At 66.3% G+C, this 19260-nt stretch carries 14 protein-coding genes; 7 read left to right on the top strand and 7 right to left on the bottom strand.

The genetic code is table 11. The features are described from left to right. Window positions 1-274: 274 nt before the first annotated feature. The 4 genes from sucD to metE all read right to left on the bottom strand — a co-directional run bounded on the left by sucD (window position 275) and on the right by metE (window position 5414). Window positions 275-1156 carry a succinate--CoA ligase subunit alpha gene (gene sucD / locus WA983_RS02455; protein WP_424251423.1) on the bottom strand — a complete coding sequence of 294 codons (882 nt, stop codon included), beginning with the start codon at window positions 1154-1156 and terminating at the stop codon, window positions 275-277. Window positions 1157-1175: 19 nt separating this feature from the next. Beyond that, window positions 1176-2336 (bottom strand): ADP-forming succinate--CoA ligase subunit beta, encoded by a 1161-nt coding sequence (gene sucC / locus WA983_RS02450; RefSeq protein ID WP_424311554.1) that lies wholly within the window; start codon window positions 2334-2336, stop codon window positions 1176-1178. Between the two features lie 93 nt (window positions 2337-2429). Beyond that, window positions 2430-3008 carry a DUF2889 domain-containing protein gene (locus WA983_RS02445; RefSeq protein ID WP_424251419.1) on the bottom strand — a complete coding sequence of 193 codons (579 nt, stop codon included), beginning with the start codon at window positions 3006-3008 and terminating at the stop codon, window positions 2430-2432. A gap of 108 nt (window positions 3009-3116) precedes the next feature. Then, entirely contained in the window at window positions 3117-5414 is a 2298-nt protein-coding gene (metE, locus tag WA983_RS02440; protein ID WP_424311553.1) for a 5-methyltetrahydropteroyltriglutamate--homocysteine S-methyltransferase, read from the bottom strand. Window positions 5415-5516: 102 nt separating this feature from the next. Here metE and WA983_RS02435 point away from each other — a divergent pair, with 102 nt between their 5' ends. After that, window positions 5517-6431, top strand: a complete 915-nt coding sequence (locus tag WA983_RS02435; protein WP_424311552.1) for a LysR substrate-binding domain-containing protein — start codon at window positions 5517-5519, stop codon at window positions 6429-6431. 67 nt (window positions 6432-6498) lie between these two features. On the opposite strand, the gene recX is transcribed toward WA983_RS02435, so the two are convergent. Both recX and recA read right to left on the bottom strand, forming a co-directional pair. Next, window positions 6499-6948 (bottom strand): recombination regulator RecX, encoded by a 450-nt coding sequence (gene recX / locus WA983_RS02430; RefSeq protein WP_424311551.1) that lies wholly within the window; start codon window positions 6946-6948, stop codon window positions 6499-6501. A gap of 121 nt (window positions 6949-7069) precedes the next feature. Then, window positions 7070-8137, bottom strand: coding sequence for a recombinase RecA (gene recA / locus WA983_RS02425; protein WP_424248424.1), 1068 nt, complete (start codon window positions 8135-8137; stop codon window positions 7070-7072). Window positions 8138-8450: 313 nt separating this feature from the next. Here recA and WA983_RS02420 point away from each other — a divergent pair, with 313 nt between their 5' ends. The 3 genes from WA983_RS02420 to WA983_RS02410 are packed head-to-tail and all read left to right on the top strand — an operon-like array spanning window position 8451 to window position 12296. After that, entirely contained in the window at window positions 8451-9152 is a 702-nt protein-coding gene (locus WA983_RS02420) for a response regulator (RefSeq protein ID WP_424248932.1), read from the top strand. 13 nt (window positions 9153-9165) lie between these two features. Beyond that, on the top strand, window positions 9166-10617 hold the full coding sequence (locus WA983_RS02415; RefSeq protein WP_424248934.1) for a sensor histidine kinase: 1452 nt from the start codon (window positions 9166-9168) through the stop codon (window positions 10615-10617). A gap of 50 nt (window positions 10618-10667) precedes the next feature. After that, window positions 10668-12296, top strand: a complete 1629-nt coding sequence (locus WA983_RS02410; protein WP_424248951.1) for an MFS transporter — start codon at window positions 10668-10670, stop codon at window positions 12294-12296. Here WA983_RS02410 and asnB read toward each other — a convergent pair. Then, entirely contained in the window at window positions 12293-14263 is a 1971-nt protein-coding gene (gene asnB, locus WA983_RS02405; protein WP_424311550.1) for an asparagine synthase (glutamine-hydrolyzing), read from the bottom strand. The two genes, WA983_RS02410 and asnB, sit on opposite strands and share 4 nt — an antisense overlap. Before the next feature lie 119 nt (window positions 14264-14382). On the opposite strand from asnB, the gene WA983_RS02400 reads away from it, so the two are divergent. Genes WA983_RS02400 through WA983_RS02390 form a run of 3 tightly spaced genes read left to right on the top strand, consistent with a single transcriptional unit; the run spans window position 14383 to window position 19236 of the window. Next, on the top strand, window positions 14383-15699 hold the full coding sequence (locus tag WA983_RS02400) for a hypothetical protein (protein ID WP_424248938.1): 1317 nt from the start codon (window positions 14383-14385) through the stop codon (window positions 15697-15699). Next, window positions 15692-16423, top strand: coding sequence for a hypothetical protein (locus WA983_RS02395; protein ID WP_424248940.1), 732 nt, complete (start codon window positions 15692-15694; stop codon window positions 16421-16423). The genes WA983_RS02400 and WA983_RS02395 overlap by 8 nt, the downstream gene beginning before the upstream one ends. Then, the gene (locus WA983_RS02390) at window positions 16423-19236 is read left to right on the top strand and encodes an ATP-binding protein (RefSeq protein ID WP_424248942.1); all 2814 of its coding nucleotides are present in this window, start codon (window positions 16423-16425) and stop codon (window positions 19234-19236) included. The genes WA983_RS02395 and WA983_RS02390 overlap by 1 nt, the downstream gene beginning before the upstream one ends. Window positions 19237-19260 lie beyond the last annotated feature (24 nt).

Raw genomic sequence — 19260 nt, 5'->3', positions numbered from 1 at the left:
GCCCTGCAGCAAGGTAGGACGTTTCATGTTCATCAGGCGCAGCAAATGAAAAGACCCCCACGCCGCGCCCTTCGGGCTTGCGGCCCCCATGGGGGCGCTTTTACCTTGGGGCGGCCCGGCGGTAAAAAAAGGCCCGCAGAGTGGCGGTGCCCACGTCGCGGCTTGCATGCCGCTCCGATTCGTCAGGCGTGGAATAGTCCGCAGAGACTATTCCACGTCCAGGCTCATCCTAGGCGATCGGCACCGGACGGATCGATCCGGTGCCAGCCATTTATTACAGCACGGTTTTGAGCAGCTTGCCCATTTCCGAGGGATTGCGCGTGGTGCGAATCCCGCAGGCTTCCATGATTTCGAGCTTGGCGTCGGCCGTGTCGGCACCGCCCGAGATCAGGGCACCGGCGTGGCCCATGCGCTTGCCCGGAGGCGCCGTGACACCCGCGATGAAGCCGACCACGGGCTTCTTCATGTTGTCCTTGGCCCACTGCGCCGCGTTGACTTCGTCGGGACCACCGATCTCGCCGATCATGATGACGGCGTCCGTATCCGGGTCGTCATTGAACATCTGCAGCACGTCGATGTGCTTCAGGCCGTTGATCGGGTCGCCGCCGATGCCGACCGCGCTGGACTGGCCCAGGCCCAGTTCCGTGACTTGCGCCACGGCTTCGTAGGTCAGGGTGCCGGAACGGCTGACGATGCCGATGCGGCCCTTGCGGTGGATGTGGCCCGGCATGATGCCGATCTTGATTTCGTCGGGCGTGATCAGGCCCGGGCAGTTGGGGCCCAGCAGCAGGGTCTTGCGGTTTTCGGCGCGCATGCGGTTGCGGACTTCGAGCATGTCGCGCACGGGGATGCCTTCGGTGATGCAGATGGCCAGGTCCAGATCCGCCTCGACGGCTTCCCAGATGGCGGCGGCGGCACCTGCAGGCGGCACGTAAATGACCGACACGGTCGCGCCGGTGGCCTGCTTGGCGTCCTTCACGGAGGCGTAGATGGGGATGCCCTCGAAGTCCTCGCCCGCCTTCTTCGGGTGCACGCCGGCCACGAAGGCGGCGCGGCCGTTGGCGTAGTCGCGGCACATGCGGGTGTGGAACTGACCGGTCTTGCCGGTGATCCCCTGGGTGATGACCTTGGTGTCCTTGTTGATCAGAATCGACATGTTCTATTCCCTGTGGTGCTTATTTCGCGGCGGCGACAACGGCGGTCGCGGCTTCGGCCATGGTGTCGGCGCTGATGATGGGCAGGCCCGAGGCCGCCAGCATCTTCTTGCCCTGCTCTTCGTTGGTGCCCTTCATGCGCACGACCAGCGGCACGCTGAGGTTCACGGCCTTGCAGGCGGCGATGACGCCTTCGGCGATCACGTCGCAGCGCATGATGCCGCCGAAGATGTTGACCAGAATGGCCTTCACGCCGTCGTTCTTGAGCATGATCTTGAAGGCTTCGGTGACCTTTTCGGCCGTGGCGCCGCCGCCGACGTCCAGGAAGTTGGCCGGCTCGCCGCCGAACAGCTTGATGGTGTCCATCGTCGCCATGGCCAGACCGGCGCCGTTGACCAGGCAGCCGATGTTGCCGTCGAGCTGGATGTAGGCCAGATCGAACTTGCTGGCTTCGATTTCGGCGGGATCTTCTTCGTCCAGATCGCGGTAGGCGACGATCTCGGGGTGGCGATATAGCGCGTTGGAGTCAAAGTTGAACTTCGCGTCCAGGGCGATGACGTTGCCCTTGCTGTCGCGGTTCAGGGGGTTGATCTCGACCAGCGAAGCATCCGTTTCCATATAGCAGGCGTACAGCTTGCTGCACACGTCGATGAACTGGGCCACGGAATCGGCCGGCATGGCGACGCCCTTGGCCAGTTTTTCGCCATCGGCCTGGGTGAAGCCCTGCAGCGGGTCGATCATTACGGTGATGATCTTTTCGGGGGTGGAATGGGCGACTTCCTCGATGTCCATACCGCCTTCGCTGGAGGCGATGAAGGCCACTTTCTGCGTGGCGCGATCGGTCACGACGGACAGGTAGTATTCCTTCTGGATGTCGGCGCCGTCCTCGATGTAGAGGCGGCGCACTTTTTGACCCTCGGCACCGGTCTGGTGCGTGATCAGCTGCATGCCCAGGATCTGACCAGCCAGGGTGCGGACGTCGTCCAGCGACTTGGCGACCTTCACGCCGCCGCCCTTGCCGCGCCCGCCGGCGTGGATCTGCGCCTTGACGACCCAGACAGGACCACCCAATTTTTCGGCTGCCGCCACGGCCTCTTCGACCGAAAACGCGGGAATGCCGCGCGGGACAGTCACGCCAAACTTCTTCAGCAATTCCTTGCCTTGATATTCGTGAATTTTCATGAGTTACCTGTCAGTGAAAAAAAAGAAAGCCGTCGGCCCGTCGCTTCGACGGACCGGTCCAAGATCGCCATCCGGCCAGCGCCCCGGAGCACGCTAGCTTTCATCGGATTTTGCCTCGGTTTCAGACGCCTCGGCGGGGACGTACCAGGGGGAATAATGCATGCGTACCACAGGACCGTCCAGGCGCAAGGCATGGCAGCCATCCAGTTGAAACGGACGGTCGCCGGTGTCGGCTTTCCGCCGGCGGTCGGCCATGGTCTGCACCGCCACGGTGGGCAGCACATTGGTCAGTTCCGTCACGTGGGTACAGCCGGCCGTGCGGCCGAAGCGCTCGCGCACGCGCTGGCGGAACTGCTTGAGCAGATTCAGGCCGACCAGATCGCCGTATTCCGGCGCGATGGCGCTGCAGAATTCGCCATAGGGCGCGGCTTCGTAGGCGGCCTCGGCGGCCGTGATGGTGAATTGATCGTCGATGGTGATGCGCAGGCACATATGGTGCACCGGCGCGCCCGCAGGATGGACGCCGCCCCCGCGGACCGGAAAATCGTAGGTTTTGGTGTCGACGAGTTCGGCTTCCAGGTCCCATAGCCCGTCATCCCGGGCATAGGAATCGACGCGAATGGAACGCGTATGGACGGGACGGCGTGGACACGCCGGATCGGACAAGGGCATGGGGGACGGAAAGGCCGAAATTCGTGAAACCTTTCGATTATATACCCTGTATAAACCCACGCTTATATCGAGCACTCAGGCCCCGGCCCCGCCCCCTGTCTTGCCCGCTCAAGCCGCTTCGCGCAGCGTCCGGGCAGCCTGCACCATGGCTTGCAGCGCCGCGCGGGTTTCCGGCCAGCCGCGCGTCTTCAGGCCGCAGTCCGGATTGACCCAGAGCCGTTCGACGGGCAGGCGCCGGGCGGCACGGCGCATCAGGTCCACCATCCAGTCCTCGCGCGGGACGTTGGGTGAATGGATGTCATAGACCCCGGGACCGATGTCGTTCGGGTAGGCGAAATTCTCGAACGCCCCCAGCAGTTCCATATTCGAGCGCGAGGTCTCGATCGTGATCACGTCCGCGTCCATCGCCGCGATCGCCTCGATGATGTCGTTGAACTCTGAATAGCACATGTGCGTGTGGATCTGCGTATCGTCGCGCACACCGCTGGTGCACAGGCGGAAGCTGTCCACCGCCCAGTCCAGATAGGCGGCCCAGTCGCTGCGCCGCAGCGGCAGGCCTTCGCGGATGGCCGGTTCGTCGATCTGGATCACGGTCACACCGGCCTGCTCCAGATCCTGGACCTCGTCGCGCAGGGCCAGGGCAATCTGGCGGCAGGTCTGTTCGCGCGGCTGGTCGTCGCGCACGAAGGACCACTGCAGAATCGTCACCGGACCGGTCAGCATGCCCTTGACCGGCTTGTCGGTCAGGGACTGCGCGTAGGCCGACCAGGCCACGGTCATGGGTGCCAGGCGCGCCACGTCGCCATAGATCAGGGGCGGCTTGACGCAGCGCGAGCCGTAGCTCTGCACCCAGCCGTAGGCGGTGAAAGCAAAGCCGGCCAGCAATTCACCAAAATATTCCACCATGTCGTTGCGTTCGGGCTCGCCGTGCACCAGCACGTCCAGGCCGATTTCCTCCTGGAAGCGCACCACGCGCTCGATCTCCTCGCGGATCGCCTTCTCATAAGCGGCGTCTCCCAGCACCCCGGCACGCCAGTCGCGGCGCAGCGCGCGGATTTCCGGTGTCTGCGGGAAGGAGCCGATGGTCGTCGTGGGATAGCGCGGCAGCCCCAGGTGTTCCTGCTGGGCGGCGATGCGCCGGCCAAACGGCGCCCGGTCGCGGCGCACCGAAGCCGAGGCCGCCAGGCGCCCGGCCACATCCTTGCGATGGATGCGGCTGGACGCCGCGCGGTCGCGCACGGCCTGGCGAGCGGCCGCCAACGCCTGCTGGTCGCGCTCGTCAGCGTTGCCGTCCACCAAGGTCCGCAGCAAACGCAATTCGTCGAGCTTCTGCACGGCGAAGGACAGCCAGCTACGCAACTCATTGTCCAGCGCGGTTTCCAGGTTCAGGTCGATGGGCGTGTGCAGCAGCGAGCAAGAAGGTGCCAGCCACAGGCGGTCGCCCAGGCGACCAGCCGCCGAGCGAACCTGTGCATGGATGCGGTCCAGGTCGGCACGCCAGACGTTGCGCCCGTCGATCACGCCCAGAGACAGTACCTGGTCGTCACGCAGCGCGGCCAGCACGGCCGCCTGCTGGCCCGGGACACGCACCAGATCCACGTGCAGCCCCTGCACCGGCAGGGTCTGGATCACATCCAGATTGTGCTCGACGCCGCCGAAATAGGTGGCCAGCAGCACCTTGGCCCCCTGCGCCGTCAGGCGGGCATAAACACCGGCCAGCGCCTCGCGCCAGGTCTGCGGCAGATCCAGCACCAGAATGGGCTCGTCGATCTGCACCCACTCCACCCCCTGGGCAGCCAGGCGTTGCAATACCTGTTCATAGACAGCCAACAGGCCGGGCAGCAGATCCAGCTTGGCGGCGTCAGCGGCACCGCCCGTGTAGGCATCCCCCTTGCCCAGCCACAGCCAGGTCAGCGGCCCCGGGATCACCGGGCGGGCACGGTGGCCGAGCGCCTGGGCCTCGGCCACCTGCTCGAACAGCGAGTCACGCGCGATGCGATAGGTCTGGCCGGGATGAAGCTCGGGGGTGATGGTGTGATAGTTGGTGTCGAACCACTTGGTCATTTCGCAGGCTGCTGCCGGCGTGCCCGACGGAGCCCGGCCGCGTGCCATGCGAAACAGGGTGTCCAGTTCCACCGGGGCATCGTCCGCCTGGCCGAAGCGCGCCGGCACCGCGCCCAGCAGCGTGGTCCATTCCAGAATCTGATCGTACCAGGCGAAATCGCCGACGGGCACCCATTGCGCGCCGGCGTCGGCCTGGATCGCCCAGTGGCGGGCCCGCAGTTCACGGCCCGTGGCCTGCAGGCTGTCCAGGTCGGCCTTGCCGGCCCAATAGGCTTCCTGGGCGCGCTTCAATTCCCGGGTGGCACCGATGCGGGGGAAACCCAGATTATGAATGATCGTCATTATTAATCCTGATAACATTAAAATTATTCAATGATCGACATTCTGCCTTCTGACATGAAAAATAAAAAATCAAATCCCGCACGGATAACATGAGAGAAATTCATGATTGAGGTTCGCCACCTGGAAACCCTGCTGGCCATCCGCGATGGCGGCAGCCTGCAAGAGGCCGCCGAAAGGCTGCACCTGACTCAGTCGGCCCTGTCGCATCAGTTGCGTGACCTGGAAGTACGGTTGAAGACGCCGCTGCTGAACCGTCGCACCCGCCCTGCCCGCCTGACCACGGCGGGCCTGCGGCTGGTGGCGCTGGCCGAGGACGTGCTGCCGCGCATTCGCGCGGCAGAGCTGGAACTGCGCCGCCTGGCCGCCGGCCGTGCCGGACGTCTGCACGTCGCCATCGACTGCCATTCCTGCTTTCAGTGGCTGATGCCCACCCTGGACACGTTCCGCAAGGATTGGCCGGAAGTCTCGCTGGACCTGTCGGCGGCGTTTTCCTTCGCTCCTCTGCCCGCCCTGGCGCGTGGCGATCTGGACGTGGTCATCACCTCCGACCCCGAACCGCTGGAATCGGTGGACTACACGCCGCTCTTTTCCTACGAACTGGTGCTGGCGGCCGCCAGCCAGGGGCCGCTGGGCGCGGCCGACCGGATCCGGCCGGAAGACCTGGCCGACCAGATCCTGATCACCTATCCGGTCGACCGGAGCCGGCTGGACGTCTACACGACGTTTCTGGATCCGGCCGGCGTGGAGCCCGCCGCCGTGCGCACGGCGGAATTGACGCCCATGATCGTGCAGTTGGTCGCCAGTGGCCGGGGCGTGGCCGCACTGCCCAGTTGGGCGCTGGACGAGTACAAGAATCTGCCGGGACTACGAATCTGCCGCCTGGGATCGGGGATCTGGCGCACCTTGCAGGCCGGCATCCGCACCGAAGACGCAGAAACAGCCTACGTCCAGGCTTTCCTGGAGCAGGCGCGGCGCACCTGCTTCGAGACCTTGCCGGGAATCCGGGCGGCAGGATAGACAGCCCCAGGCAGTCCTCACAGCACGCCGCCGGGCATCGGACTCAGGGATTCAGTCCGGCCCCGATTCAGTCCTGTTCGTCATCCGCCGCCGGATCATCCGGGTTGACAGCGCCACGGCTGTCCAGCAGACGCCGGATGCAATCCACTGAGAACCCTCGCCCCGCCATGAAACGGTATTGCCGCGCATATTCACGGGGATCGGCGGGCGGCTGGCCGAATTTACGATGCCAGACGACATGCGCGCGCTCGGCCTCGGAGGCGCGCAACCCATCTTTCAGATCAGCCAACTGTTCGTCGGCCAACCCCTGCTGGCGCAGGGCGCCCAGGATGCGTTGCGTGCCCTGGCGGGCAGCAACGCGGTGGGCATACGCCTGAGCGTAACGCTGGTCGGACTGCCAGTGTTCGCGCACCAGGTCATCGAGTACGGCCTCGATGGCGGCCGGGTCGTCGCACCAGGCGGACAGCTTGCGACGCAATTCCTGGCGGGAATGTTCCCGCCGGGACAGATAGGCCACGGCCCGGGCTTTCAGGCTGAGACCGGAACCAGACCTGGCCCCCGAGCCTCGTCCGGATGGGTTTTCACCGTCCGACGACGAGTCATCGTCGCCGAACACGGTGCTGAACCCGTCGCCGGACCTATTCCCCATCGGCAGCGGCAGCGGCAGAGGCAGAGGCGGCAGGCGTAGCCCGCAGGGCAATGCCCAGTTGTTCGCGCACGCGGTTTTCGATCTCGAAGGCCATGTCCGCGTGTTCCTTGAGGTATTCGCGGACGTTGTCCTTGCCCTGGCCGATGCGTTCGCCGTTGTAGCTGTACCAGGCACCGGACTTGTCGACGATGCCGGCCTGCACGCCCAGATCGATGATTTCGCCTTCACGCGAAATACCCGCGCCGTACATGATGTCGAATTCGACCTGCTTGAACGGCGGGGCGACCTTGTTCTTGACGACCTTGACGCGGGTTTCGTTGCCAACGACCTCGTCGCCCTTTTTGATCGAGCCGATGCGGCGGATATCCAGGCGCACGGAAGAATAGAATTTCAGCGCGTTGCCGCCCGTGGTGGTTTCGGGGTTGCCGAACATGACGCCGATCTTCATGCGGATCTGGTTGATGAAGATCACCATGCAGTTGGCGCGCTTGATCGTGGCGGTCAGTTTACGCAGAGCCTGGCTCATGAGGCGGGCCTGCAGGCCGGGCAGCGAGTCACCCATGTCGCCCTCGATTTCGGCCTTGGGCACCAGCGCGGCGACCGAGTCGATCACGATCAGGTCGACCGAACCCGAGCGCACCAGGGCGTCGGTGATTTCCAGGGCCTGCTCGCCGGTGTCGGGCTGGGAGATCAGCAGGTCTTCCAGATTGACGCCCAGGCGCCCAGCGTACTGGACGTCCAGCGCGTGTTCGGCGTCCACGAAGGCGCAGGTGCCGCCGATCTTTTGCATTTCGGCGATGACCTGCAGGGTGAGCGTGGTCTTGCCGGAGGATTCCGGCCCGTAGACTTCGACCACACGGCCGCGCGGCAGGCCCCCGACGCCCAGGGCGATGTCCAGCCCCAGGGACCCAGTGGACACGACCTGGATGTCGTGTTCGACCTGGTTGTCGCCATAGCGCATGATCGAGCCCTTGCCGAACTGCTTTTCGATTTGCGACAGCGCGGCGGCCAGCGCCTTGGCGCGTTCGGGGTTGGCCTTGCCGGAGCGTTCATCCATGAGGGAGTTCCTATTGAGAGACAAGCTGCACGGGCCATGGCCGGCCGATCCGGTCCGGGTGGCAGCAGCGGGATTCGGGAAATTATTGCATTAAATTATACTGTATAAAAATACAGATACGTCAATTCTGCCGCAGCCAGGCGCATCGGCCCAGGCGCCTGTTCGGCCCCAGGCGCCACATCACGCCACGCTGCGCCATCGTTTACCCTAGATGACCCTACCGCGCCGCGCATGTCAAAATGGCGGCAGTTCGGGTCATGAGAGAACCTCTGGTGCCCGTCTTCCCCTGTGCCCCCTGGATGTCATTCCCGCCATGCGTATCCTGATTGCCGAGGACGACAGCATTCTCGCGGACGGGCTGTCCCGATCGCTGCGCTACGAAGGCTATGCCGTGGACGTCGTCAACGACGGCTCCAGCGCCGATTCCGCCCTGCAATTGCAGACCTTCGACCTCCTGATCCTGGACTTGGGCCTGCCGCGCCTGGACGGCCTGTCCGTGCTGCGCAAGCTGCGCCAGCGCAGCACCCCCCTGCCCGTTATGATCCTGACGGCCGCCGATTCCATCGAACAGCGCGTCGAAGGCCTGGATCTGGGGGCTGATGACTACATGTCCAAGCCCTTCGCCCTCAGCGAACTGGAAGCCCGCGTGCGCGCCCTGATCCGCCGCCACGGCGGTGCGCGCGCGTCCGTCCTGCGCCATGGACGCCTGGCCTTCGACCTGAACGGCCGCGTGGCCACCATCGACGACAACGCTATCGAACTGTCCGCCCGCGAAACCAGCCTGCTGGAAATTTTTTTGTCACGCAGCGGCCGCATGATCAGCAAACACCAGTTGGTGGATCTGCTGTGCGAGTGGGGCGAAGAAGTCACCACCAATGCCATCGAGGTCTACATCCACCGGCTGCGTAAAAAGATCGAACCGGCCGGCGTCCACATCCTGACCGTGCGCGGCCTGGGGTATTGCCTGGAGCCCGACAGCCGCGCCATACCGGTGGACACGGCGGACGTCGGCTGACGCGCGCCCCGCCATGTTCGCCGATCCGGTACCGCACCGGCCCCGCCGCCGGCACGCGACCCTGCTGGGCCGCATCCTGCTGTGGATGATCGTGCCGCTGTTCGTCCTGTGGTCGATCGGCATCGTCATCACCTACTTCATTTCCCTGAACATCGCCAACTCGCCCTACGACCGGACGCTGTCGAGCCATCTGCGCCTGCTGCGCCACGAGGTCGAGCAGCAGCGTCTGGCCCAAGGGGTGACGCTGTCCGAATCAGCCCGCACGGTGCTGGCCGGCGGCGCGGACGAATCCGCCACCAGTTGGCAGATCCTGGACGCCAACGGCCACCTGCTGGCGGGCGACCCTGGAATCCCCACCCCGGAAAACTGGGGCTACGACATCGACCAGATCCGCTTTCGCAACGCGACGCAGAACCACCAGTCCATCCGCATGGCCTACATCTGGGGCGGACGCGACCAGGACGGCACCGGCTTTCTGGCGGTGGTGGCGGAACCGGCCGAAGCGCGCGCCACGCTGCAGCAGGAAATCCTGACCGGCATGCTGACGCCCCAGCTCATCATCCTGCCGCTGGCTGCCATGCTGGCCGGGCTGGGCCTGACTCAGGGCCTGGAGCCGCTCAGCCTGCTCCAGGAACACATGAGGCGACGCAAGCCCAACGACCTGTCGCCCATCCGCGACGATCTGGCGCCGTCAGAGATCGTGCCGCTGATCGCCTCGATGAACAACGTGCTGCAGCGCCTATCGGACTCTATTGACTCCCAGCGGCGCTTCGTCGCCAACGCCGCCCATCAGCTCAAGACCCCGCTGGCCGGTATCCGCACCCAATGCGAGCTGGCCCTGCGCGAGCAGGAGCCGGAACGCATGCGCGACAGCCTGCAGCAACTGATCACCGGATCCCAGCGTGCTACCCGGCTGGTGAACCAGTTGCTGCTGCTGGCGCGGGCGGAATCCATCGACCCCACCCAGCCGCGCACCACCGAATTGCTGGACCTGCTGCCCCTGGCCGAAGCCGTCACCCTGGAATGGGTCGAGACCGCTCTGCGACGACACATCGACTTGGGATTCGAATCCCCCGGCGAGGTCCTGCCGACCTTCGGCAACGCGGTGATGATCCGTGAGCTGCTGAACAATCTGATCGACAACGCCCTGCTCTACACGCCCCCGGGCGGCCAGGTCACTGTGCGCGCCCTGCCCGAGGGCGACCGGGTCTGCCTCGAAGTCCAGGACTCCGGCCCCGGCATCCCGCCCGACGAGCAATCCCGGGTCTTCGACCGTTTCTACCGCATTCTCGGCCACGGTGCCGAGGGCAGCGGCCTGGGCCTGGCGATCGTGCGCGAGGTCGCCGAACACCACCACGCCACCATTGCCTTTCTACCGCCCGGCAACCACCGCGATCCGGTCAGCGCCGGCACCCGGCTGCGTGTTTCCTTTCCTCGCGACGATGCGCCCAGGACCCGATCATGAACCGAGCCCGCCCCATACCGCACGATCCCATGGAAGACGCCAATCGTCCCATGACCCACGAGGAACGCCGCGTCATCCTGGCGTCCTCGATGGGCACCGTCTTCGAATGGTATGACTTCTACGTCTATGGCTCGTTGGCAGCCGTCATCGCCCAGCACTTCTTTTCCGGCCTGAATCCCACGGCGGGCTTCATCTTCGCCCTGCTGACCTTCGCCGCCGGCTTCGCCGTACGGCCCTTCGGCGCGCTGGTGTTCGGCCGGCTGGGCGACATGGTCGGACGCAAGTACGCCTTCGTGGTCTCGATCCTGATCATGGGCCTGTCCACCTTTCTGGTGGGCGTGCTGCCCTCGTCGGCTTCGATCGGCACGGCTGCCCCCATGATCCTGCTGCTGCTGCGCCTGCTGCAGGGTCTGGCGCTGGGGGGAGAGTACGGCGGCGCCGCCGTCTACGTGGCCGAACACGCCCCGCAGGGCCGGCGCGGCTTTTTCACCAGCTGGATCCAGACCACCGCCACCACCGGCATGTTTCTGTCGCTGGTCGTGGTCCTGGGCACCCGCGCCACGCTGGGCCAGGAGGCCTTCGACGCCTGGGGCTGGCGCGTGCCGTTCCTGATTTCCGTATTGCTGCTGGTGATCTCGGTCTGGATTCGTCTGCGCCTGCACGAATCACCCGCCTTCACGCGCATGAAAAGCGAAGGCCTGGTCTCACGCGCACCCATCAAGGAAGCCTTCGGGCGCTGGCGCAACCTGCGCCTGATCCTGCTGGCCCTGATCGGTCTGACGGCAGGCCAGGCCGTGGTCTGGTACACCGGCCAGTTCTACGCCCTGTATTTCCTGACCGAGACCCTGGGCGTGGAAGCCAACATCGCCAACATCCTGGTGGCGCTGGCCCTGCTGCTGGCCTGCCCGTTCTTTCTGGTGTTCGGCGCTCTGTCGGACCGGATCGGCCGCAAGCCCATCATCATGGCCGGCTGCCTGATTGCCGCCCTGACCTACTTTCCCGTGTTCAAAGGTCTGACCCACTACGCCAACCCTGCCCTGGAACGCGCCCAGAATCAGGCTCCGGTGTACGTCGTGTCCGACCCGGAGGATTGCTCGCTGCAGTTCAATCCGGTGGGCATCGCGTCCTTCACCAATGCCTGCGATCTGCTCAAGACCTTCATGGCGAGCCACTCGGTCCACTACGTCAACCAGCCGGCCCCCGAAGGCACCGTCGCCTATGCCCTGGTGGGCGATCAGCGCATCGATTCCTTCGACGGCACGTCGCTGCCCCGGGCCGAATTCGCCCACCGCAACGCGCAGCTGCAGGACGATCTGCGCCAGGCGGTACGCTCCCACGGTTACCCTGCCTATGCCGACCCGTCGCAGATCAACTTCACCATGGTGTTGCTGCTGCTGTTCTTCCTGGTGCTGCAGGTCACCATGGTCTACGGCCCGATCGCTGCCATGCTGGTGGAAATGTTCCCCACGCGCATCCGCTACACGTCCATGAGCGTGCCCTATCACATCGGCAACGGCTGGTTCGGCGGCTTTCTGCCCCCGGTGGCCTTCGCCACGGTGGCCACCACCGGCAATATGTACGATGGCCTGTGGTATCCGATCGCAGTATGCGTGATGACGCTGGTCGTGGGCCTGCTGTTCGTCAAGGAAACCCGGCACAACGACCTGAACGCGCCTTAGGCGGAAGCTCCCCGGCTGTTCTCCAGCCACGCCTGGAACATCAGCACGCCCCACAAGTGGTACTGCGCGTTGCGGCGTCCGGACAGGTGTTCCGCCCAGGTCTGCCGGATCGGCGCAGGATCGAAGAAGCCTTCCTGCCGCAGGCGCGACTCGTCCAGCAGGCTTTCCGCCCAATCGCGCAGCGGGCCACGCAACCAGTCGCCGACGGGCACGCTGAAGCCTTTCTTGGGCCGCTCGATCAGTGCGCGGGGCACGTGCTTGTACAGTACCTGCCGCAGGATCCATTTGGCCGTGCCGTCGCGCAGTTTCATGGACAGCGGAATCCGCCAGGCGAATTCCACCACCCGGTGGTCCAGGAACGGCACGCGGCCCTCCAGGGACACGCCCATGGCGGCACGGTCGACCTTGACCAGGATATCGTCGGGCAGGTAGGTGATGGCGTCCAGGGCCATCAGACGCTGGATGCCGCTCAGGCCCTCCAGCGGCAGCGGCCGGCCATTCAGGCAGGTCGCGGGTTCGTGCCCGCCGATCACCAGACCTGCCGGCTCCCAGCGGGAGATCGATTGCAGGTACAGATCGTCGATGCGCCGGGCAGCCAGCTTGCGGGCGCCCTGGTGCAGTTTTTCACCGGGCGCGGCGCGCAGCGACCCGGGCAACAGCGGGCGCAGCGGCCCGAGCACGGTGTCCCAGGCCTGCGGCGACAGCGTGCGGATGCCTCCGGCCGCCAGTGCCCGCAGGCCGCGTGGCAGGCGGGAGATCCGGTCCCAATGCCGGCTGTTGCGCACGTAGCGGCCGTAGCCGGCAAACAACTCGTCGCCCGCGTCACCCGACAGCGAGACCGTGACATGCCGGCGCGCCAGTTGTGACACCAGGAAGGTCGGAATCTGCGAGGCATCGGCGAAGGGTTCGCTGTACAGGTCCGGCAACCGGGGGATGACGTCCCGCGCCTGCTCGGCGGTGACGTACAGCTCGGTATGCTCGGTGCCCAGGTGCCGGGCGACCGCCAGGGCGTGCTCGGCCTCGTTGTAGCCCGGTTCGTGAAAGCCGATGGAAAAGGTCTTGACCGGCCGTGCGGACTGAGCCTGCATCAACGCCACGACGGTGGATGAATCGATCCCCCCGGACAGAAAGGCGCCCAGCGGCACGTCGGCCAGCATCTGCTGGCGCACGGCGGACTTCAGCAGGTCCTCCAGCGCGTCGGTGGCTTCCTGGTCGGAGCCGGTGAACGGCGCACGATTGCCGGATACAGCGACATCGGCCAGCGACCAATAGGCTTCGACCGACGGTTCGCGCCGATCCAGCGACACCGTCAGCAGACAGCCCGCCGGCAATTTGAAAATGTCCTGGTAGATGGAATGCGGCGCCGGAATGTAGTTGTGCCGCATCAGCAGGCACAGGGCGTCGCGATCGATCTGCGCCCCGCAGCACGGATGCGCCCGCAGCGCCTTGAGCTCGGAACCGAACAGGAAGCACGCCTCGTCCCCGGCGCCCTGCCAGCCGTAGTACAGGGGTTTTTCGCCCAGGCGGTCCCGTCCCAGGGTCAACACGCGCGTCTGCGTATCCCAGGCGGCAAAGGCAAACATGCCGATGCAGCGTTCCACCGTGGCCCGGATGCCCCAGGCCGCAAAGCCCGCCAGCAGTGTTTCGGTATCCGAATGGCCGCGCCAGATCGGTGCCTGGCTGGATTGCTCCAGTTCGCGGCGCAGGTCCAGATGGTTGTAGATCTCGCCGTTGAAGACGATCACGTGGCGTCCCGAGGGACCGGTCATGGGCTGGTGCCCCGCTGCCGAGAGATCCAGGATGGACAGACGCCGATGGGCCAGTCCGATACCCGAACCATCGGCCCAGACGCCGGAGTCGTCCGGCCCACGCAACACGATGGTGTCGGCCATGCGCTCCAGAACGGCGGCGGCTTCACGCACCTCACGCCAGTGGCCGCCGGCCAGAAACCCCACCAAACCGCACATCCTGTTTTCCCTATTCGTCTTCGTATGGCCTCCGGCTGACCCGGAGTGCATGGTACATTTTACGGCCACCGCCTCCCTGCCCACTCTGTCCCCGGCAAATAATTTCGCCGGGTTCCGTCATGGATTTCCAGCCTCTCCACGAAGAACACGACACTGGCTCATTCGAAAGCCATTTCCGCGATCCTGCGTTCGCGGCCGAAGCGCCGCTCGCCTGGCTGCTGGGACAGCGGCTGGAGATCCTGGACGCCCTGCGCGGCCTGCTGTCGGGCGGCCAGGCGACGGCCCGGCTGCGCTTGTGGGTGTTCCTGGAACTGGCCGCCCTGCCCCAGGGCCGGCTGCAGCGGGAAGACCTGAACCAGTTGTTCTTCAGCCTCAGGCCCGAGTCGCTGGACGCCACACTCAAGCGGCTGCGCGACCTGGATCTGCTGGTCTGGGACGCCACCGCGCAGGACTACCACCTGTCCACACTCGCCCAGCAATTGCAAGGCCTGCTGGCACCGCTGGCGCGCAGCGCAGGCGAAGACGACGAGATGGCGGCCATGCTGGCCCAGGTAGCCGGCGCCCAGGCGCTGGGCCTGTCCGACGCTGGCCAGATCCAGCACCTGCACGCCCAACTGGCACGGCGCTACGACGAATTCGCCGATGTGATCGCCAGCGGTTCGGAAGCCCGCCTGCGGGACGCCCAGCCGCGCTTCGAACGCGCCCTGCACCTGGTCGAACAGGCCGGAGAGGCCCTGACGGCGCTGATCCGTGGCGACCATGACGACCCGCGCCTGGAACGCGAAGCGCGCGCCCTGGGGCGAGGCCAGGCACGCCTGCTGTCAATGGCCAGCCAGTTCACACGCGCGCTGCAACAGGCCGACCGCCGCCGCATCACGCTCGGCAGCACCGGCATCACCAGTTCCGACGTCCGCCAGTGGTTGCAGGCGCGCGGCGATCTGCACGAACTGCTGGGCGAAACCCTGTCGGCCAGCCTCCATCCCGTCTTCGTCAGCGGCCACGAACTGATCGACGTGGCCGAGGCGGAATTCGACCGCGACCGCCCCGACCCGGAACGCGTGCAAGGCCTCCCGCCTGCCGCCCAGGCCGAACCCGGCACGCTGGAAGCCCTGCGCATGCCGGAAGAACTGGAAACCCTGATCGGGCAACTGGCCCGCTGGACCGAGGCCGCGCCACCCGACGCGCCGCCACTCGCCCACCCCGTCACGGACGCAGTGCTGGGCGGCCGCTACGCCCAGGCAGCCTACCGGATGCAATTGCTGCCGCTGCTGGGCGACGAACAGGCGCGCGCCCTGCGGGGTCTGACCGGCGATCTGGCGCGTTCACCCTGGCGCGCCACGCTGCAGCCGGAACTCCAGCCTGCACAGGACCCCTACGTTGCCCTCATCAGTGTCGGCACCCTGGAACCCGACTCCCCGGATGAATCCCATGCATGAACCCCTGGACGACGCCGCGCTGCTGATCGCCGAACTGCTGGCCAGCCGCTGGCTGCCCCGGCGACACCCGCGCGTCCGCCGCGCACTGATCGACGCCGAACTGTGGCAGACGGTGCAGGACCGCCTGGCCCTGTCGGGCCTGCGCCTGGTCGACAACATCCACGCCGACCACGTCTGCGTGGCCCTGCTGCGCGGCGCCGAAACGGCGGTTTTCGGCGAGACCGGCCTGAACGCCAACAACAACGCCCGCCTGCCGCGCGACGCGGTCTCGCTGCTGGTGCTGCTGTGGTCGCTGATCGTGCTGCCCAAGCGCGAGCGCCAGGCGGCCCGCGCCGCGACGGCGCAGACCGAAGGACAGACGGAAATGTTCACCACCGAACGCCCGATCCCCAGCGCGGCCAGCGTCAGCCCGGTGGTGTCGTACAAGGCGCTGCTGGCCGATTTTGGTCTGCAACTGGGCCGCAAGACCCGCATGGACGGCAATCTGAAACGCCTGGAGACCCGGGGCTTCATCGTGCGCAAAGGCGACGACATCGGCGAAGGACCGCTACTGGACCTGCTGCTGGACTACGACGCGCTGGCGCCGCGCATCCTGGAAGGCGCGCTGGGTGACGTGCTGGCGCGCGCACGGCGGCAGGCGCAATCGGAGCCGAGCACGCCGGACCAGAAGTCGATCGAACCCGAGGCGCCCGGCGCCGACCTGCACGCGGAGGACGAGGACTGATGTTTCACTTGCAATCCCTGGAACTGCTGCAGTGGGACTACTGCCAGCGCCTGACACTGCCGCTGGACGGCGCCATCATCACCGTGGCCGGCCCCAACGGCTCCGGCAAGACGACGCTGCTCGATGCCATGCGCACCCTGCTGGGTCTGGACTGCTCGGGCGGACGCAACTACAAGACCTACGCGCGCCATGCCAACGCCGACACGACCTGGCTGCGAGCCGTGGTGGACAACCGGCCGCACGGCCGTCAGACCTCCAGCCGGCCGTTCGCCCGCAACCTGCTGTACGCGGATCAGGTGACGCTGGCCTGCCGCATCGACCGCAATGGAGGCGACTGGCAGCGCCGCTATCTGATGGCCGACGGCGACGTGCCCATTGAAACCCTGGTCCAGTCGCCGGACAAGGACTGGCTGGGCATCGAGCACTGGCGCAAGCGCCTGGAAGGCGCCGGGCTGTCGCGGGCTATCGCTCGCGTGCTGGCCCTGGAACAAGGCCAGACTGACCGCTTGTGCGAATACTCGCCCAAGGAACTGCTGCGCCTGGTCTTCGACGTGTTCGGTGACCAGGAAGTGCTGGACCGCTACGAAGAAGCCCGCCGTCATCTGCGCGAACAGGAAGCCGAGGTCGAAGTGGCCGACCGCGAACTGGCGCACGGTCGCGCCCAGTTGGCCGAACTGGAAACCCGCGTCACTCAATACCGCCAGTACCAGATGCGGCTGCGCGAACGCGAAGAACTGGCCACCGAAGTCGTGCCGGTGCTGGAATGGCATGAGAATCGGCGCGAGGTGACCCAGCGCCTGCACGAACTGCGGCGCCAGCGCCTGCAGCATGCGGCTCACCTGCGCCAGCGCACCCAGGATCGGGCCCGGCTGCTGGCCCTGCTGGAAGCCCGCCAGACGGCGGAAGCCCGCGTCGGCGCGCTGGAAAAGGACAAGGATCAGGCCCAGGCCGCGCAGCGCCAGGCTCGTGACGCGGAACGGCCCGTGGAAGACCTGGTCAAGCAGGCCGACGAACTGCAGAAACTGGCCGCCATCGAAGGCGATGCGGCGCAGTTGGCCGAACGTGTCCGCGAACTGGAAACCCGGAAATCCGAACTGGACCGCCGCTGGCACGCCGCCAGCGACCGGCGCACCCAGGCCCGCACGGCCCTGGAGGGCCTGCAAGGGCAGCGTCAGGCACCCATGCCACCCGAAGTCCAGCGCTTTCAGCGCACCCTGCGTCAGCAGGACATCGCGCATCACCTCATGGCCGACGTCATCGAGATCACCGACGAGTCCTGGCGGGCCGCCGCCGAAGGCGTGCTGCGCGCCGCGCGCTGGGTCGTGGTGCTGCATGACCCCCAGGACGAGGGCCGTGCCATGGCCCTGGCCGAAAAGGAACGCTACCGGCACTACCTGGTGGCCGAGGCCGAACACGCCCCCGCGACGCCCCCGGCCGACAGCCTGCTGGCCGTGCTGCGCTTTGCCGATACGGCCCCCAACTGGCTGCTGCACCAGTTGGCCCAGATCCGGCGCGTTGCCGACACTCAGGCCGGCGCCCGGGCAGGCGGCGAATGGATCACCCCCCAGGCCTATTGGCGTGACCGCCGGGGCGGGCGCAGTGCCTGGGTCGATCCGGCCGAACATCAATTCGGCGCTGCCGCGCTCACCGCACGCGCCGACGCATTGCGGCGTCAACTGGCGCAACTGGATGAGCAACTGACCGACCTGGCGCAACAGGACAGGACCTTGCGCCGCGAACTCGAGGCCGCACGTCAGGCAGGCGCAGGCCACCGCGCCGCCGAGACGCTGATCCAGCGCAGCGAAGAATTCGAACGGGCGCGCCAGCAATGGCCCACCCTGAAACAGGCCCGCATCGAGGCCGGCGAACGCTGGCAATCCCTGGAGGAAGCCCACAAAGACGCCCTCATCGAACAGACGCGTGCCGGCAACCGCTATGACAGCCTGCAGCAGCGCCTGTCCGAAGGTGAACGCGAGGCCGAGCGCACCGCACGCGAATGGCAGACGCGGCGCGAGGAACAGCGCACTCGGGCAGCGGCATCGCACACACTGAAACGGCGATTTCCCGCGCACTGGATCAGCCTCGAAAAACTGCACACCTTGCTGGCGCACTACCAGAATGCGACCCAGGCCAGGCTGCGTGCCGAGACCCTGGAACGGGAACTGGCCGAAGGCCAGTGGGAAACCGACGGCACTGTCGAAGAAAAGCAGTTCCTGATGCAGACCACCGTCGGCGACCAGGCGGCCCGACTGGAGACCTGCAAGGCACGCAACGCGGCGGCGGCCACGGCTGTGGGCAACGCCCGCGAGCGCTACATCGACGTGCTGCGTGCCACGGTGCGCCGCTACCGCAAGAACATCACCGACCTGGGCACCCTGGCCGGCGTCGAAGTCATCGCCGATCTGCCCCACCTGGACAACGACGACACCGTGCTGCGCCAGGCCGAACTGAAGGTCAGCTTCAATTTCGACGGCAAGGGCCGCATCGGCCTGAACGACGGCGAGGCCTCGGGCGGCCAGCAGGTGATCAAGTCCCTGATCCTGCTGGTCGGCCTGCTCAAGGACGATGACATGTCCGGCGGCTTCGTCTTCATCGACGAGCCCTTCGCCCACCTGGACGTGCGCAATATCCAGCTGGTCGGCCATTTTCTGAAATCCACCCGCGCGCAGTACGTGTTGACGACGCCGATCACCCACAACGTGGAGGTGTTCGAACCGGCCGACATCACCCTGGTCACGTCCAAGAAACCGCGCGACGCGCGCTGGGCTCCCCCCATCGGCGTACTGCAGCGACGGGCGGAAGCAGCGGTCTGAGGGCCACGACATGGGGACGCCGGA

The sequence above is a fragment of the Castellaniella sp. genome (genome assembly GCF_049650445.1).
Lineage (GTDB): Bacteria > Pseudomonadota > Gammaproteobacteria > Burkholderiales > Burkholderiaceae_B > Castellaniella.
The sequence above is the reverse complement of the archived record's forward strand: the minus strand, read 5'-3'. Positions and strand labels throughout refer to the sequence as shown.

Coding starts and splice junctions, on each gene's coding strand:
- WA983_RS02410 (WP_424248951.1), top strand. CDS start 10,668: ATGACCCACGAGGAACGCCGCGTCATCCTGGCGTCCTCGATGGGCACC.
- WA983_RS02395 (WP_424248940.1), top strand. CDS start 15,692: ATGCATGAACCCCTGGACGACGCCGCGCTGCTGATCGCCGAACTGCTG.
- metE (WP_424311553.1), bottom strand. CDS start 5,414: ATGACGATCATTCATAATCTGGGTTTCCCCCGCATCGGTGCCACCCGG.
- WA983_RS02445 (WP_424251419.1), bottom strand. CDS start 3,008: ATGCCCTTGTCCGATCCGGCGTGTCCACGCCGTCCCGTCCATACGCGT.
- WA983_RS02420 (WP_424248932.1), top strand. CDS start 8,451: ATGCGTATCCTGATTGCCGAGGACGACAGCATTCTCGCGGACGGGCTG.
- WA983_RS02415 (WP_424248934.1), top strand. CDS start 9,166: ATGTTCGCCGATCCGGTACCGCACCGGCCCCGCCGCCGGCACGCGACC.
- WA983_RS02435 (WP_424311552.1), top strand. CDS start 5,517: ATGATTGAGGTTCGCCACCTGGAAACCCTGCTGGCCATCCGCGATGGC.
- sucD (WP_424251423.1), bottom strand. CDS start 1,156: ATGTCGATTCTGATCAACAAGGACACCAAGGTCATCACCCAGGGGATC.
- asnB (WP_424311550.1), bottom strand. CDS start 14,263: ATGTGCGGTTTGGTGGGGTTTCTGGCCGGCGGCCACTGGCGTGAGGTG.
- WA983_RS02390 (WP_424248942.1), top strand. CDS start 16,423: ATGTTTCACTTGCAATCCCTGGAACTGCTGCAGTGGGACTACTGCCAG.
- WA983_RS02400 (WP_424248938.1), top strand. CDS start 14,383: ATGGATTTCCAGCCTCTCCACGAAGAACACGACACTGGCTCATTCGAA.
- recA (WP_424248424.1), bottom strand. CDS start 8,137: ATGGATGAACGCTCCGGCAAGGCCAACCCCGAACGCGCCAAGGCGCTG.
- sucC (WP_424311554.1), bottom strand. CDS start 2,336: ATGAAAATTCACGAATATCAAGGCAAGGAATTGCTGAAGAAGTTTGGC.